The organism is Streptomyces luteolifulvus, from assembly GCF_008806595.1.
GTDB classification, from domain to species: domain Bacteria; phylum Actinomycetota; class Actinomycetes; order Streptomycetales; family Streptomycetaceae; genus Streptomyces; species Streptomyces luteolifulvus.
In genome coordinates, this window is the sequence record NZ_VZRB01000037.1 from 14303 (window position 1) to 27274 (window position 12972).

General features: G+C 68.6%; 10 protein-coding genes and 3 pseudogenes. 6 read left to right on the top strand and 7 right to left on the bottom strand.

Annotated elements, in window-relative coordinates; translation table 11 throughout:
• Positions 1-282: 282 nt before the first annotated feature.
• The 6 genes and pseudogenes from F7R91_RS34455 to F7R91_RS42315 form a co-directional block, all read right to left on the bottom strand.
• Positions 283-696 (bottom strand): DUF6009 family protein, encoded by a 414-nt coding sequence (locus F7R91_RS34455; RefSeq protein WP_150956228.1) that lies wholly within the window; start codon positions 694-696, stop codon positions 283-285.
• A pseudogene (locus tag F7R91_RS34460) lies at positions 693-2211 on the bottom strand (DNA primase family protein). Before F7R91_RS34460 ends, F7R91_RS34455 begins: the two are co-directional and overlap by 4 nt.
• Positions 2208-2627, bottom strand: coding sequence for a bifunctional DNA primase/polymerase (locus tag F7R91_RS43895; protein WP_225320958.1), 420 nt, complete (start codon positions 2625-2627; stop codon positions 2208-2210). Before F7R91_RS43895 ends, F7R91_RS34460 begins: the two are co-directional and overlap by 4 nt.
• Before the next feature lie 103 nt (positions 2628-2730).
• Positions 2731-3039, bottom strand: a pseudogene (locus F7R91_RS44105) (bifunctional DNA primase/polymerase); the annotation flags it as partial.
• Positions 3040-3190: 151 nt separating this feature from the next.
• Positions 3191-4060, bottom strand: coding sequence for an IS630 family transposase (locus F7R91_RS34470; protein ID WP_230989828.1), 870 nt, complete (start codon positions 4058-4060; stop codon positions 3191-3193).
• Positions 4057-4260 carry a hypothetical protein gene (locus F7R91_RS42315; RefSeq protein WP_191971767.1) on the bottom strand — a complete coding sequence of 68 codons (204 nt, stop codon included), beginning with the start codon at positions 4258-4260 and terminating at the stop codon, positions 4057-4059. The genes F7R91_RS34470 and F7R91_RS42315 overlap by 4 nt, the downstream gene beginning before the upstream one ends.
• A 155-nt stretch (positions 4261-4415) precedes the next feature.
• Between F7R91_RS42315 and F7R91_RS34475 the strand changes: the two are divergent.
• Positions 4416-4661: pseudogene (locus tag F7R91_RS34475) on the top strand (CGNR zinc finger domain-containing protein); the annotation flags it as partial.
• Between the two features lie 988 nt (positions 4662-5649).
• Positions 5650-7026, top strand: coding sequence for a right-handed parallel beta-helix repeat-containing protein (locus F7R91_RS34480; protein ID WP_191971762.1), 1377 nt, complete (start codon positions 5650-5652; stop codon positions 7024-7026).
• Between the two features lie 162 nt (positions 7027-7188).
• On the opposite strand, the gene F7R91_RS42320 is transcribed toward F7R91_RS34480, so the two are convergent.
• Positions 7189-7350: a hypothetical protein gene (locus tag F7R91_RS42320; RefSeq protein WP_191971763.1), complete on the bottom strand. Its 162-nt coding sequence runs from the start codon at positions 7348-7350 to the stop codon at positions 7189-7191.
• A 197-nt stretch (positions 7351-7547) separates the two neighbouring features.
• Here F7R91_RS42320 and F7R91_RS34485 point away from each other — a divergent pair, with 197 nt between their 5' ends.
• From F7R91_RS34485 to F7R91_RS34500, 4 genes are all read left to right on the top strand, one after another.
• Complete coding sequence (locus F7R91_RS34485) at positions 7548-8570, top strand: aldo/keto reductase (protein WP_150956234.1); 1023 nt, start codon at positions 7548-7550, stop codon at positions 8568-8570.
• 367 nt (positions 8571-8937) lie between these two features.
• Positions 8938-10140 carry an MFS transporter gene (locus F7R91_RS34490; protein WP_191971764.1) on the top strand — a complete coding sequence of 401 codons (1203 nt, stop codon included), beginning with the start codon at positions 8938-8940 and terminating at the stop codon, positions 10138-10140.
• Positions 10141-10334: 194 nt separating this feature from the next.
• Complete coding sequence (locus F7R91_RS34495) at positions 10335-11447, top strand: FAD-dependent oxidoreductase (protein WP_191971765.1); 1113 nt, start codon at positions 10335-10337, stop codon at positions 11445-11447.
• A 175-nt stretch (positions 11448-11622) separates the two neighbouring features.
• Positions 11623-12951, top strand: a complete 1329-nt coding sequence (locus tag F7R91_RS34500) for a DUF6461 domain-containing protein (RefSeq protein WP_225320955.1) — start codon at positions 11623-11625, stop codon at positions 12949-12951.
• The last annotated feature ends 21 nt before the right edge of the window (positions 12952-12972 follow it).

Sequence of the window (12972 nt, forward strand, 5' to 3'; positions counted from 1 at the left end):
AGTGCTGGGGTGTGAGGCGGCACCTTCGTAAGGGTTCTCGTCCTTCTTCGCAGCGATCGCGGGCGACGTGGTGTGCATGAGGGATCTACCGAGCCTTTCGGTGCACGCCGAGGCCCCAACGGCGGGACGGCGCACGGGTGGCGACTGGGAAGTCCCCGGGAACGAGCACCGCGTCGGGAGGCCCCCGAGAACGTCTCGCATGCTGCTGGCCCGCGATAGAAGTCACATTGCTTTGTGATAGTCAGTCAGTTCTGCTGGCGGGTGGTGGTGCACCGCGGCCGGTCAGAATTTGGGGAGTGTCTTCCCGAGTTCGCGCATGGCATCAGAGGGAGGCCCGCCCTCGGAGCGCTGGGTCTTGTAGCCCTTGACGCCGGGAGCGAGGGTGCGGGGGTCGATGGCCTCGGAGGGTGCGCCGGACGCGTACAGGCCCTCGGGCTGTCCGTCCCGGTCATGGGGGAGGAGCCAGAAGACTCGGCGCAGGAACGTGCCGGAGGCGCGGGGGGCGCGGGAGGCGCGGGCGGTGGGGCCGAGGATGGCGTAGCCGACCATCCGGCCGTCGCGGTGATAGGTCGGCATGCCGCCGCGCGTGGGCAGGCGGTCCAGGCTCTGGCGGACGTACTCCAGGTCGGCGATGTCCTCGAGCCACACCAGGCCGGTCTCGTGGGCGAGCTGGGAAGGTTCAATGAGGGCGCTCATTCGTCTGCTCCGACCTCGGCCATTAGTGCAATACCGGGATAGAACCTGCGCTGGTTCGACCGGATCAATTCTTGCGAACTAGCAATGCCCACCGCCTCGCGGACCCGCGTGGCGAAGGCCCGGGACGAGAGCGGCACGGCGTCCTCCGAGCGGCACCAGTCCTCGTACGCGTCATACAGGCGGGCTTGCTCGGCTCGCCTGGCGGGGCCGAGGGTGCAGCACTCGCCGATGAAGCGGCCGGTATGGTCCTCGGTCTCGGCGTAGGTGTTCCTCGCGGTCTGCACGCGCTGGGGGCTGGTGGGTCGCGCGACCCGCTGAGGTAGCGCCGGGCGCCGTCGATCAGCCAGTTCAGGATGCCGGGTCCTTCCTCGGTGACCAGGACGTCAGCGAGGTTGTCCACCTTGCGGTCGTCGGTGACGATGCGGTCGAACGGGATGAGTTTCATCCGCCGCCAGAACGCGTAGCCGCCCAGGCCCACTTCGGGACGATGGTTGCCCAGCAGCCAGAGCTTGTGGGTGGGGTGGAAGCTGAAGAAGTCCTGCCGCATGCGGCGCGCCTTGATACGGTCGCCGCCGGTGAGCAGCTTGACCGCGCCTCGTCGAAGCGGTCGCCCGGCTTGAGTTCGGAACAGACGACGATGCGGCGGCCATGAAGTTCCGCGAGATCGGCGGGGTGGCCTTCGAAGGGCCGGGCCATGAGGAATCCGGGTGGAGCCGCGTCGGCGTAGTCACCGAGGAGCTTGACCATGACGTCCAGCAGCACGCTCTTGCCGTTCTTTCCCACCCCGTACAGGAACGGCATGATCTGCGGGCCGACGTCACCGGTGATGGAGTAACCGAACAATTCGTGCAGGAATGAGATCATTTCCGCGCCCTCGGCGTCCTCGCCGAAGGTATCGGTCAGAAAGCGCTGCCAGCGCGGGATGGGCATGAGCTGGGGCGCGACCGTGGTGGAACGGGCGTGGTAGTGCCTTTCAGGGTCCGGCGGTGCCAGGGTGCCGGTGTGCAACTCGACCACTCCGGCCGGCGTGCACAACGCATAGGGGTCGGCATCCAGCAGGGCAGCGCTGAGGATCATGCCGGGAGTTGCTTTGGCCTGCGTCAGCATCGCCTTTATCCCGGGCGTGGACAGGGCCCTGTGGCGGTGTCGGCGCAGCGCGGTGGTCGTATGACGGCCGGTGGAGGCGACCTCGGCAAGCGACTCTGCCAGTTCTCCGGCCGCCCACAGCACGGTGTCGTCGTCGATCTCCCACCGGTAGCCGCACCACCGGTACCAGCCCAGGCCTGGCACGTACCGGAAGTCGCGGCCGTAGAGGGAGACGAACAGTTTGGCGTTGCCGCGGTCGCTGAGGCCGTCCGGGATCAGGCCGTGCTCGGTCGCGGCATCCACCGCATGCTTCGACGGCTCGCCGGCGGCCTGGCGGGGCAGGGCGGTCGAATGCGCGCGCAGGATCTGCTGTGCGACTTCCGCCAGGTCGAACAGGGCCTCGTCATCCGGGCCGGCAAAGCGCCTCACGTTCGCTCTCCCGCAGCCCGGCGGGCTCGCCACGGCACACCGGCCTGCCAGGGGAGTGCAGTTGAGGGCCGGTGCCCGGTCCGGGCCGGCTCCGCCGCGAGCCACATCGGCAGCTCGGCCGGACGCCGGGCCGGACCAACGGCACGGTAAGCGCCTGCTGCGGTCCTCGTGCCGGGAGCGACGACGTACCCGCCGTGTGCGTGGACATCGATGTGCCATGACAGCGCCTGCCCCGTGCCGGAGCCGGACGAACACCGCCACCCCTGTTCCGGAGAGGTCGCGTACCAGGTGCGCATGCCGCCCTCCGGTGTACGCACCCGCAGCGTGGTGCTGTCCGCAGCCGGGTCCTCGGCGCCGCGCAGCGCCGCCGGCAGCGCCAGTGAGTGGAACTCGTGCCTCAGTCCCGCCAGCGACACCGACTCGGGGATGCTGACGCCGGGCAGCAGCCGATCCCGCGCAGGCAGCGCAGCCGCGTGCGTACACGTCGATCACCACCAGCCCCGCCGGGCCGCACACAACCCCGACCCCGAAGCGGGGCTGGGCGGTCCACCAGTCACGGATCCGGATCACATCGGTGGTCGCGGCGTGGAGACCGTGGCACCAGCGTCCCGAAGCAATGCAGGGACAGTCGCTGAGCCGATGGCGCTGCTCCTGACAGCGGCGGCAGCTCACCGCGGGAGTGTTCCGGAACGGTGCAAGCGGATGCATAGGCCAGCCCTGAGCTGCGCACCACAGAGCCGTCCGCAGCCCGGCATGAGCGGCCGATGTACCGTCGGTCGCTGCACACGGCGGTGGGTCGCTGCGAGAATTCCCCAGTTCAGAGGGCATTTCTCCTCCTCTCAGCGACCGAAGCGACTCAAAGTCCCAGAGCGGGTCAAGCACAGCCGCCGGGCGTGTGCCCGCCAGGTGCCGGTCGTCCGCTTGCCGACATGTCCTTCCCGCCCCGGCTCGGCTTGCCGTGCCAAAGCGAGTGGGGCCTCTACACCCACAACGGCCAGCCGCACGGAAGGGTTCTATGCCATGGTTCTGAGGCGAAAAACCCGGGCGGACGGAGTCGGCACGGGCCCGCGGCGAGCTTCTCCTGTTCCTGGGGCGGCAGAGCCTGGTCCTGCTCGCAGATGATGTAGGTGGAGGGAACGGTTCGCCACCCCGCTTTCGTCACAGGCTTTCGCCGACATCCAGTTGGGTAGAGGTGGCGCAGTTTCACGCGTGCGTCGTCGGTGGTGAAGTGCCAGTCGACTTGGCGCTGGTTGCTGTTGGTGTGCTGCTGCCAGGCGGCGAGTTCGGTGTTGAGCACGGCGAGGTCGTCGATGCGGCGGTCCAGGCACTGGCGGGTGAGGGCGGAGAGCTCGATCTCGGCGATGTTGAGCCAGGACCCGTGTTTGGGGGTGTGGTGGATCTCCAGGCGCTGGGCCAGCGCGAAGGCCTTTGCCGGGTCGAACGCCTCGTAGAGCGAGGCGGTGGTGTGGGTGTTGAGGTTGTCCATCACCAGCACGACCGTGGCGGCGTCGGGATAGTCCACGGTCAGCAGGTGCTCGACCTGGTGCGCCCAGTCGACCCTGGTCCGGCGGGGCTGGGCGTCCACGCGCCGCCATCCGCGCAGCGGCTCGACCCAGCAGAAGATCGAGCAGGTCCCCGAGCGGACGTACTCGTTGTCCTCGCGCCGGTCACGGCCCGGCCGCGCGGGAAGCGGATCGCGGACGTGGCCGAGCAGCTGGTACGGCTTCTCGTCCATGCACACCACCGGGCGGGCCGGGTCGAGGGGGCGGCGGTAGACCGCCAAGACGTCCTCCATCGCCGCGGCGAAGGCCGCATTCGCAGCGGGCGGGATGGTCCAGCACTTCTTCACGTGAGGACGCAGCTGACGGGATGGCACAGCAGCTCTGCATGGTCGGCTTCGTTGTGCACTACGGCCCGTGGTCGGCCGGGGTTCTGCCGATCGTGCTCCAGGGCGGCAATGCCTGGGCCGGCGAGCGCGACGCCCGCCTCAACCTGTTCCGCCGGCTGCACCGCTTCAACACCCGATGCCGCCACTTCAGCCTCGGACAACTCAGTCCCATCGCCTACGAGACCGCACTCGAAACAACATCAACTACCTTGACCCCAGCCGCATGGCCCGTGTCCGAAATCGCCGGTCAAGGCGTGATGCCGGCCCACGTCTCGCGCTGGGCCGCGTCTACGCGTCCTTCCGCCGCCGGCGAAGGGGCCTGTTCCGGGCCGCCTCGCACCCGATCACCCAGATCGTCGACCACGCCCTGGCCGCCGTCGCCGACAACGCCGCCGATCTGCTCACCGGCCCCGACGCGGAACGCCTTGCCGCCTGCGGCTCCAGCCCCTGCATTCGCTACCTGCTGCGCCACGGGCGCCGCCACTGGTGCTCCACCCGTTGCGGCGATCGCGTCCGCGCAGCCCGGGCCTACGCCCGGTGCACTCGACCGGAGTCGCACTGAGACTGCAAGGTCTCAGCGGGGGATGGACCGCCGGGGCCGGGTGCCGGCCGACATCGACATGGCCGAACTGTGGAGAGGCACGGCCGATTGCGTCGGCATCACCCGAGAATTCTGTGACGGCGGGAGCGGTCGGCACGACGTGGCCGTGGGAGCGGACGGCATACGCTCGAGCCTGCGGGAGTCGGTCGATCCGGCGGCCGGTGCCCGTTTCCTGGGACAGGTCTGCCGGCGTTCCCTGACCGATGACACCCCGGACATTGCCGGTGGAGCGTGTGGCTGGGCTCGGGGACGCCCCCTTGCTGGCTACCCCGTCAGCGGGGGGCCTGACGCCGATTCTCCGCCGACGACTGCGGGAGGGGCCAGTGCCGGGGGAGCACCCCGTGTGGTGTCCCCCCGGCAGGCACGGCGACACGCCTCCGGTTCTCCGGGGTGCGGCGTGCGGGTGCCGTCCACGGTGACCCGAGGTCCTGAGCGCTGTGCAACCACGACCATAAAGTCCCCGGCGCGGCAGCGGTGCGGCTGCGCCCGGGTTCTGCCCGGCAGGACGCGGATTGCTTCCCTCGCGTACGGAGGCGCGGGCGCGGAAGCGTCATTCTCTGCACCACGGCCCTAGCCTGCGGCCGCGAGAGTTGACGATGCGTCGGCCAGGGAATCCTGACGAGCCGCACCTTTCGCGTGCACTGCATCCTGCTCATGTCGAAGGACACAGATGAAGCTACGACCACTGTCCCGCCGATCACGCGAGGCCGCTCAAGGCCGAGACGCCGGAGTCAGAACCGCAGTCAGCGGGAGGCGAGAGGGACGTCTGGGTTCTGCCGGCGCGCCCCGCACTCGGCGGCGTTCGGCGCGGGTGATCGGAACCGTTCTGGGCATGGTCGTCACGGCCCTCACCTGGGTTGGCCCGGCCACCTCTCCGGCCTCCGCGGCCGGTTGCATAACGTCTGGGACGGACGCTGACATCACCGCTGCACTCGTAGGCCCTGGCGACGTGGCGGAACTCTGCCCGGGCGCTGTCTTCAACCTCAGCAAGACCATCTATTTCACTGCCGCGCAGCAGCGCATCGAGACCCAGGGGCTGCCCACCGACGGGACCCGCGCGATTCTGCGGGTCGACAGCCCCACCCTGGCGATGGCCGTCTTCGGGCACGACCAGTCCGGCGCGGTTCTGCAGAACGTCGAAGTGGATGGTTCCCTCCCGCAGTACGGACGGATTCCCAACTCTGACGCGCTGATCGAGATGGGTGGCAACAGCACCGGCCAGGCCGTGCGCGACGTCTACGCCCACCACACGCGCGGCTGGTCGGACCTCCACCTGTTCGGCGGCGACTCGACCGGCGGCGTACCCGGGTGCCAGCAGGCCACGTTGTCCGGCAATCTGCTCACCGACGCGGGCTCGGACGCTCAGGACACATGGGCGGACGGCATCTCCCTGGACTGCGGTCACACCCTGGTTGAGAACAACACCATCCGGGATGCCACCGACGGCGGCATCGTGATCTTCGGTGCTCCCGGCTCGACTGTCCGGAACAACACCATCATCGCCGCAACCAAGGTGCTGCTCGGCGGTATCAACATGGTCGACTACGGACCGAACGGAGGCAACTACACGGACACCGTGGTGTCGGGCAACACGATCGACGCCGCGGGTTCCCTGATCAAGATTGCCGTGCCCATGGGCCCGCTGCCCTGGGGATGTGGTGCCACCGTCGTCAACTACGGCGCCACCGTGACGGGTAACACGCTCAAGGGCGCACACATGGGCTACGGGTTCGTCGCCAACGGCGTCCGGGACTGGACGGTGACCGGCAACACCGACAGCTCCACGCATGTGGGCCATGTGAAGGGCTCCAACTGCTCCGGCTCCATCGCCTCAGCACCGAGTGGATTCCAGTCCGCATCCGTCACCAACAGCACGCTGCAGTCGGACTTCACCCCCAACCAGTCCCTGACGAGCCTGCTCGGGCTGACGGAACGCCCCACCACCGTGAGCTTCAAGGCGAACAACGGCAAGTTCGTCACGGCGGAGAACGCCGGGAAAGACCCGCTCATCGCCAACCGCACGCAGGTCGGCCCCTGGGAGGCGTTCGACGTGACCTATCTCGAGGGGGACCAGGTTCAACTGCGGGCGCAAGTCAACGGCCTGTTCGTCACAGCAGAGAACGCCGGAACGGAGTCGCTGATCGCCAACCGGGCTGTCGCCAAGGGCTGGGAGACATTCCGCATGATCAAGAATTCCAACGGGACCGTCAGTCTGATTGCCACGGTGAACAACATGTACGTGACGTCCAACAACGGCACGGCGCCCCTGATCGCAGACCGACCCGCCAACAACGGCTGGGAAAAGTTCTCCCTCTACGCCTACTGAGCACCTATGGACAAATAACTTCCGGGCGGTGCGGCCCGATCCCGTCCCGCGGATCGGTAGGACGACGAGCCCCGCCATGATCAAGGGACCGCGGTCCCCCGCCTGCGGCCAAGCCCGCAGGCGGGGGAGTGTACTTGGCAGCCGGGCCGAAAACCGGCGTCCCTAGATCGGCTGCGAATGTGGTGGCTCGGACGACCAGACTTCGCCGCCGTCAGGGCCGAGCAGGAGAAGCCTGCCGTCGTCGCCGAGCACCGCGCGCTGAACATCGCGACCCTGCGTTGCGCTGTTCCACACCTGTACGCCAGTTGGCGCGAACACCGCCATGTGCGCTGGGCTACGTCGGTGCGGGGCAAACTCCTTGGCCAGTTTTAGGCGTCTGTCGGCCGCCATGGACGAATGCGCAAGTTCTCGGGACGCTTGATCATGGTCAGCCAGGCCGGCCGCCCCTAGCGTGGCAGGCAGCCGTGCGGAGGGCCGCAGCGCCGTCAACGACCAGCGCACGGATCATCGGAAGGCGGAACATGCAGTACGAGCAGTTGGGCGCCACGGGGGTTTTCGTGTCCCGGATCGCTTTGGGTGCGATGACGTTCGGCGGGGCCGGGACGCCGCCGTGGAGCGTCGTCGGCGGTTTGGATGACAAGGCCGCGGATGAGCTTGTGGGCCTGGCTCTCGATGCCGGTGTCAACCTCGTTGACACCGCCGACATGTACGCGGCGGGGGAGTGCGAGGAGATCCTTGGCCGGGTGCTGGGCTCAAGGCGCCGTGACGTGCTGCTCGCCACCAAGCTGTTCGCCCGCATGGGCACCGGCCCCAACGACCTCGGCCTGTCGCGGCTGTGGGTCACCCGGGCGCTGGAGGACAGCCTGCGCCGACTGCGTACCGACCACATCGACCTGTACCAGATCCACAGTTTCGATCCGCTGACCCCGGTGGAGGAGACGCTGGCCGCTCTGGACGACGCTGTCCGGCAGGGCAAGGTCCGCTACATCGGCGCGTCGAATCTGGCGGCGTGGCAGATGATGAAGTTCCTCGGCACCTCGCAGTCGCGCGGCCTGGAGCGGTTCGTGTCCCAGCAGGTGTACTACTCGCTGGCCGGACGGGACATCGAGCGGGAGATCCTGCCGATGGCTGTGGACCAGAAGCTGGCCACGCTGGTGTGGAGCCCGCTCGCCGGGGGGTTCCTGTCCGGCAAGTTCGACCGCAACGGCGCCAGCGACGAGACCGCGCGCCGCGCCCTCGCCGACTACCCGCCCGTGGACCGGGTCCGCGGCTGGGGCATCGTGGATGTGCTGCGTGAGGTCGCTGCAAGGCATGGCGTGGGTGTGCCCCGCGTCGCCCTCGCCTGGGTGCTCGCCCGGCCGGGAGTCACCAGCGTGATCGTCGGCGCGAAGCGCCCCGACCAGCTCACCGAGAACCTGGCTGCCGTCGACCTGGTCCTCACCGAGGAGGACCTCGCCGAACTGGACGCGGTCAGCGCAGTACCGGACCCCTATCCCGACTGGGGTCAGGGCCGGCCCGAGGACCGCCTGCCGCTGCACTCCTGACCCGGCGCCGACCGCGACCGGCGTACGGCGGATGGTGGCCGTACGCCGGTCGCGGTCAGCCCATCGAGTGCCGCACCCACAGCCAGGCCCGTGGAGGGCCCGATCACTCGCATCCACGCAGCAGCGGGAGGTGTGCTCGCCGGAGCGGCGCAGCCGCCGTCGAGAGTACGGCGGACCAGGTCGGCGCCCCCGTCCGGCGGCGCGCTCATGCAGCAGCTCACAGACCCTCACATCTCCGAGCACTGACCCAGGCGCGAGCCATGCACGGCCAAGTGCCGTAGGTCCAGATTGTCGACGTGCTTCGCACGGCACCCGGACCAGACGGCCAAGAGCAGCATGCCGAAGGCATGCTCGAGGAGGCTCTCGGATGAGGACCTGTTTGATCACCTTGGCGGTGGGGACGTTCGCCATCGGCATCGACGTGCTCGTGACCGCCGGCCTCGTCGCTCCCATGTCCAGGGACCTCCAGGTCTCGGAGTCCGCCGCAGGTCAGCTCGTCACGGTCTTCGCCCTCTCCTACGCGATCCTGTCCCCGCTCCTGGCGGCCCTGACCGCCCGGGCGTCTCGTAAGCACGTGCTGCTGGCCGCCCTGACCCTGTTCGTCCTCGGCAACGTGGCCACTGCGCTCGCCCCCACCTACGCCCTCGTCATGGTCTCTCGGGTCGTAGCTGCCGCCGGCGCATCGCTCTACACCCCCAACGCCTCGGCCGCAGCAGCAGCCATCGCTCCGCCCGAAAGCACGGGGCGGGCCATCGCCACCGTCATGGGCGGTCTCACCGTGGCCACAGCCCTTGGCGTCCCCATCGGTTCCTTCATCGGTGGCAATGTGAACTGGCGCGGCACCATGTGGCTGGTCGCCGCACTTGGTGCCATCGCTCTGGTCGGCGTGACTCTCGTTATCCCGCATATCCAGCTGCCCGTTCCGATCAAGCTGCGTGATCGTCTCGCCCCGCTGGGCGATCGACGCGTGGTAGCTGCATTGGCTCTGGTGATGCTCGTCTTCAGCAGCTTCTACGCCCTCTACACCTACCTGGGGCCGGTGCTGAACCCGGCCACTGGCGGCAACGCCACCAAGCTCTCCGTGCTCCTGTGCGTGTACGGCAGCATGGCCGTTGTCGGCAATACCATCGGCGGCAGACTCGCCGACACCCGCGACCCGAGCAAGGTCCGCTTCACCGCTCTGGCTTGCTTCGCCGCTGTCCTGGCCATGGTTCCTGTGGGGCGTCATTGGTTCGTCGGGGCCCTGGTGTGGGTTGCGCTCCTCGGCGTGCCCGGTGCGATCCAGTACGTCTCACATCTGAAACTTCTCGTGGAGCTCGTCCCACAAGCCACGCCTTTGCTGCTGGGCCTGAACGCCTCCGCCCAGTACCTCGGGATGGGCATCGGAGGCGCGGTCGGCGGAGCAGCCTTGGGGGCCTGGGGCCCGTCCAGCCTCGGCTGGATCAGCACCACGACCTTGCTCGCCGCGGTCGTCCTCGCTCTCACAGCACTGCGTCATCCCGCATCCTTGCCGCAGTCCACCGCCCCGGAATCCGCATCGGTCCGCGGGCGGTCAGCGATGCCGAGCTGACCGAGAAGATCGCCGAAGTTCCCTCGGCTCCGCATCCCGCCGACGTCGTCCCATCCTGCCGGTGATCCCGGCGCTTGGGACAGACCAGGCGCCTCAACGTCGCCAGCGATGCACCGGAAGCAAGTGACCAAGAACCCTGCTGCGGAACAGGACGTAGTGCAGAGCGTACCTCCGCAAGCAGTACGGGAGACCTTGTGTCCAGTCACCTTGAAGTCCTTGTAGTCGGAGCCGGAATCGCCGGCCTGGCGACCGCCGCGGCGCTCGACCGCAAGGGAATGTTCGTCGACGTCATCGAGCGTCACCCCGAGCCCCGCTCCACGGGAGCCGGGCTCTTCCTGCCCGGTAACAGCGTCCGCGCGCTGACCGCGCTGGGGCTGGGAGAGCAGCTCAAGGCACTGGGATCCCCTGTGCCCGGTCAGCGGCTGATGGACCGCCGGGGCCGGGTGCTGGCCGACATCGACATGGCCGAACTGTGGAGAGGCACGGCCGATTGCGTCGGCATCACCCGCGCCGGCCTGCATGCGTCCCTGCGGGACATCGTGCGGGTGCCTGTCCGCCACGGGGTCACCCTGAGCTCGCTCAAGCAGTCCGACGACGGTGTGCACGTGGAATTCAGCGACGGCGGGCGCGGCCGGTACGACGTTGTCGTGGGAGCGGACGGCATACGGTCGAGCCTGCGGGAGTCGGTCGATCCGGCGGCCGGTGCCCGTTTCCTGGGGCAGGTCTGCTGGCGTTTCCTGACCGATGAGGCCCCGGACATCGACCGGTGGAGCGTGTGGCTGGGCTCGGGGACGGCCTTCCTGGCCTACCCCGTCGGCGGGGGCCGGGTGTGCTGCTATGCCGACGTGGCGGCCGCCTCACCGGAGGACCCGACCGCCGCCGCCGGCCTGCTCAAGCTCTTCTCGGGCTATGACCGGCGCGTACGGGACCTGCTGGCCGCGCCCGCCGCCGAGAAGGCGTACTTCTCACCGGTGGAGGAGGTCAGGGACGGGATGTGGGCGCACGGACGCGTCGTCCTCGTCGGGGATGCCGCTCACGCCAGCTCGCCCAACATGGCCCAGGGTGTCGCCATGGCGGTGGAGGACGCTCAGGTCCTAGCCGAGGTGCTGGCCATGGGGGGAGACACCGACGACCTTGTACGGCAATACGGCCAGCGCAGGCTGCCTCGCACCCAATGGGTGCAGCGGCAGACCCACCGGCGCAACCGGACCCGGTCCCTGCCGCTCGCCGTGCGCAACATCGCCTTCCGCTACGGGGCCAAGGCCCTGTACGAGCGGGGCTATGCCCCGTTGCGAGAACTGCCCTGACGCCGAGCCGGAATTCCACCAGGCCCGTCAGCAGTGACGGCAGCGGTGGTCGCTCCGATGAACAACCCGTTCACACCGACCGGAGATAACAATGCACAATGACGACAAGGTTGTGTTGCAGTCGGGGGAGTCTCTGTATCTGCAGTCCCTCCGCTCGCCCAACGGCGCATACGCTTTGCAACATCGCGCTGACGGGACGCTGGTGTTGCGGGACAACCGCGCCGGCCGGAACGTCTGGCACATCGGCACCCCGGTCTCGGCGCCAGGGCGGCTCACCCTTCTCCCTGAGGGCTTTCTGGTGCTGGAGGGGACCTCGGGGATTCCTGCGTGGTCGTCGGGACACACTGATCGCCGGGTGGTCGCCGCGATGGTCAGGGACGACGGACGTCTTGTCCTGGTGGATCCCGACGGTTACCCCCGCTGGAGCAGAGACGCCCTGAGCGCGGAGGATCTGGCCGCCTATCGGCCGGCGAGCGGTGACCGGCTGCAGCGGGGTGAGATCCTGGCGGATTCGATCGTGTCGTCGGACGGCCGGTACACGCTGACCCATACGGCGCTGGGCGAGACAATGCTCCATACGAAGTCCAATGACGGCGGGGACAGGCGCGTGTGGTCGCGCAAGGTGGGAAAGCCCGGTGCGGCGATCTCCCTCGGACCGGACGGCGTGCTGCGCGCGGGTACCGACTCCACGGTCCTGCAGAGGTGGACCGGCCGCTTTCTCCTGGACCACACGTCGTTCGTGGTTTCCGCGGTCGTTGTGCGCAACCAGGGCGACGTGGTGCTCCTGGACGAGGACGGCTCCGAGATCTATGACAGCAGAACCGCTGCCGAGGAAGCCCGGCTCGCCGAACTCGAACGGGAGTACGCCCGCCGGGAGGCAGAGGAGAAAGCCCGGCCGGCCCGCCCGGCCGGCAGCGGAACAGCGACGGGCTGGTTCGACCTACTGGACCTTGACGGGCCCTACACCATCACGTGGCTGGAGCAGGTCGACGAGAGGGAGGCCCTGCTCCGGCTGGGCGCCGGCCCTGAGACGATCAGACCGATGACCTACGACGAAGCCGTCGATGCCGCGTTCCCCGACAGCGGCGAATTGATGGAGTGCGCGCTGGCCGTGCCGGTCGGCAAATGGGTCATGGTGATCGAGCCGAACGGGGTCGAAGGCCTAGAACGTGCGCGGGAGATGTCGGCGCGGACCCAGGCCATCGTTTTCCATGAAGGCTTCGACGGTGAACGCGTCTTCGCCTGGTACCAGGACAACGAACCGGTCGCCGTGTACCAGGACGACGACTCCGACCTCTTGGACAGCGGCGCGCCTGCGCCCGAAGGCGCCGCCCCGGACGCAATGGTGCCGTTCATGCGGCAGATCGGCCTGGGCGTGTACCGCCAGGACACCGGAGATCTCCTTCCGCCACCGGTCGAGATCGCCTGCCTGATAGCCGGCATCGAGCCCGGGCCCGAACACTGCGCGGGGACACACCTGGGCGCCGTCTTTGGCACTTGGTGACGAAGCCTGTCGTATTCCGTC

Coding starts and splice junctions, on each gene's coding strand:
- F7R91_RS34455 (WP_150956228.1), bottom strand. CDS start 696: ATGAGCGCCCTCATTGAACCTTCCCAGCTCGCCCACGAGACCGGCCTG.
- F7R91_RS42320 (WP_191971763.1), bottom strand. CDS start 7,350: ATGGCGGTGTTCGCGCCAACTGGCGTACAGGTGTGGAACAGCGCAACG.
- F7R91_RS34485 (WP_150956234.1), top strand. CDS start 7,548: ATGCAGTACGAGCAGTTGGGCGCCACGGGGGTTTTCGTGTCCCGGATC.
- F7R91_RS34490 (WP_191971764.1), top strand. CDS start 8,938: ATGAGGACCTGTTTGATCACCTTGGCGGTGGGGACGTTCGCCATCGGC.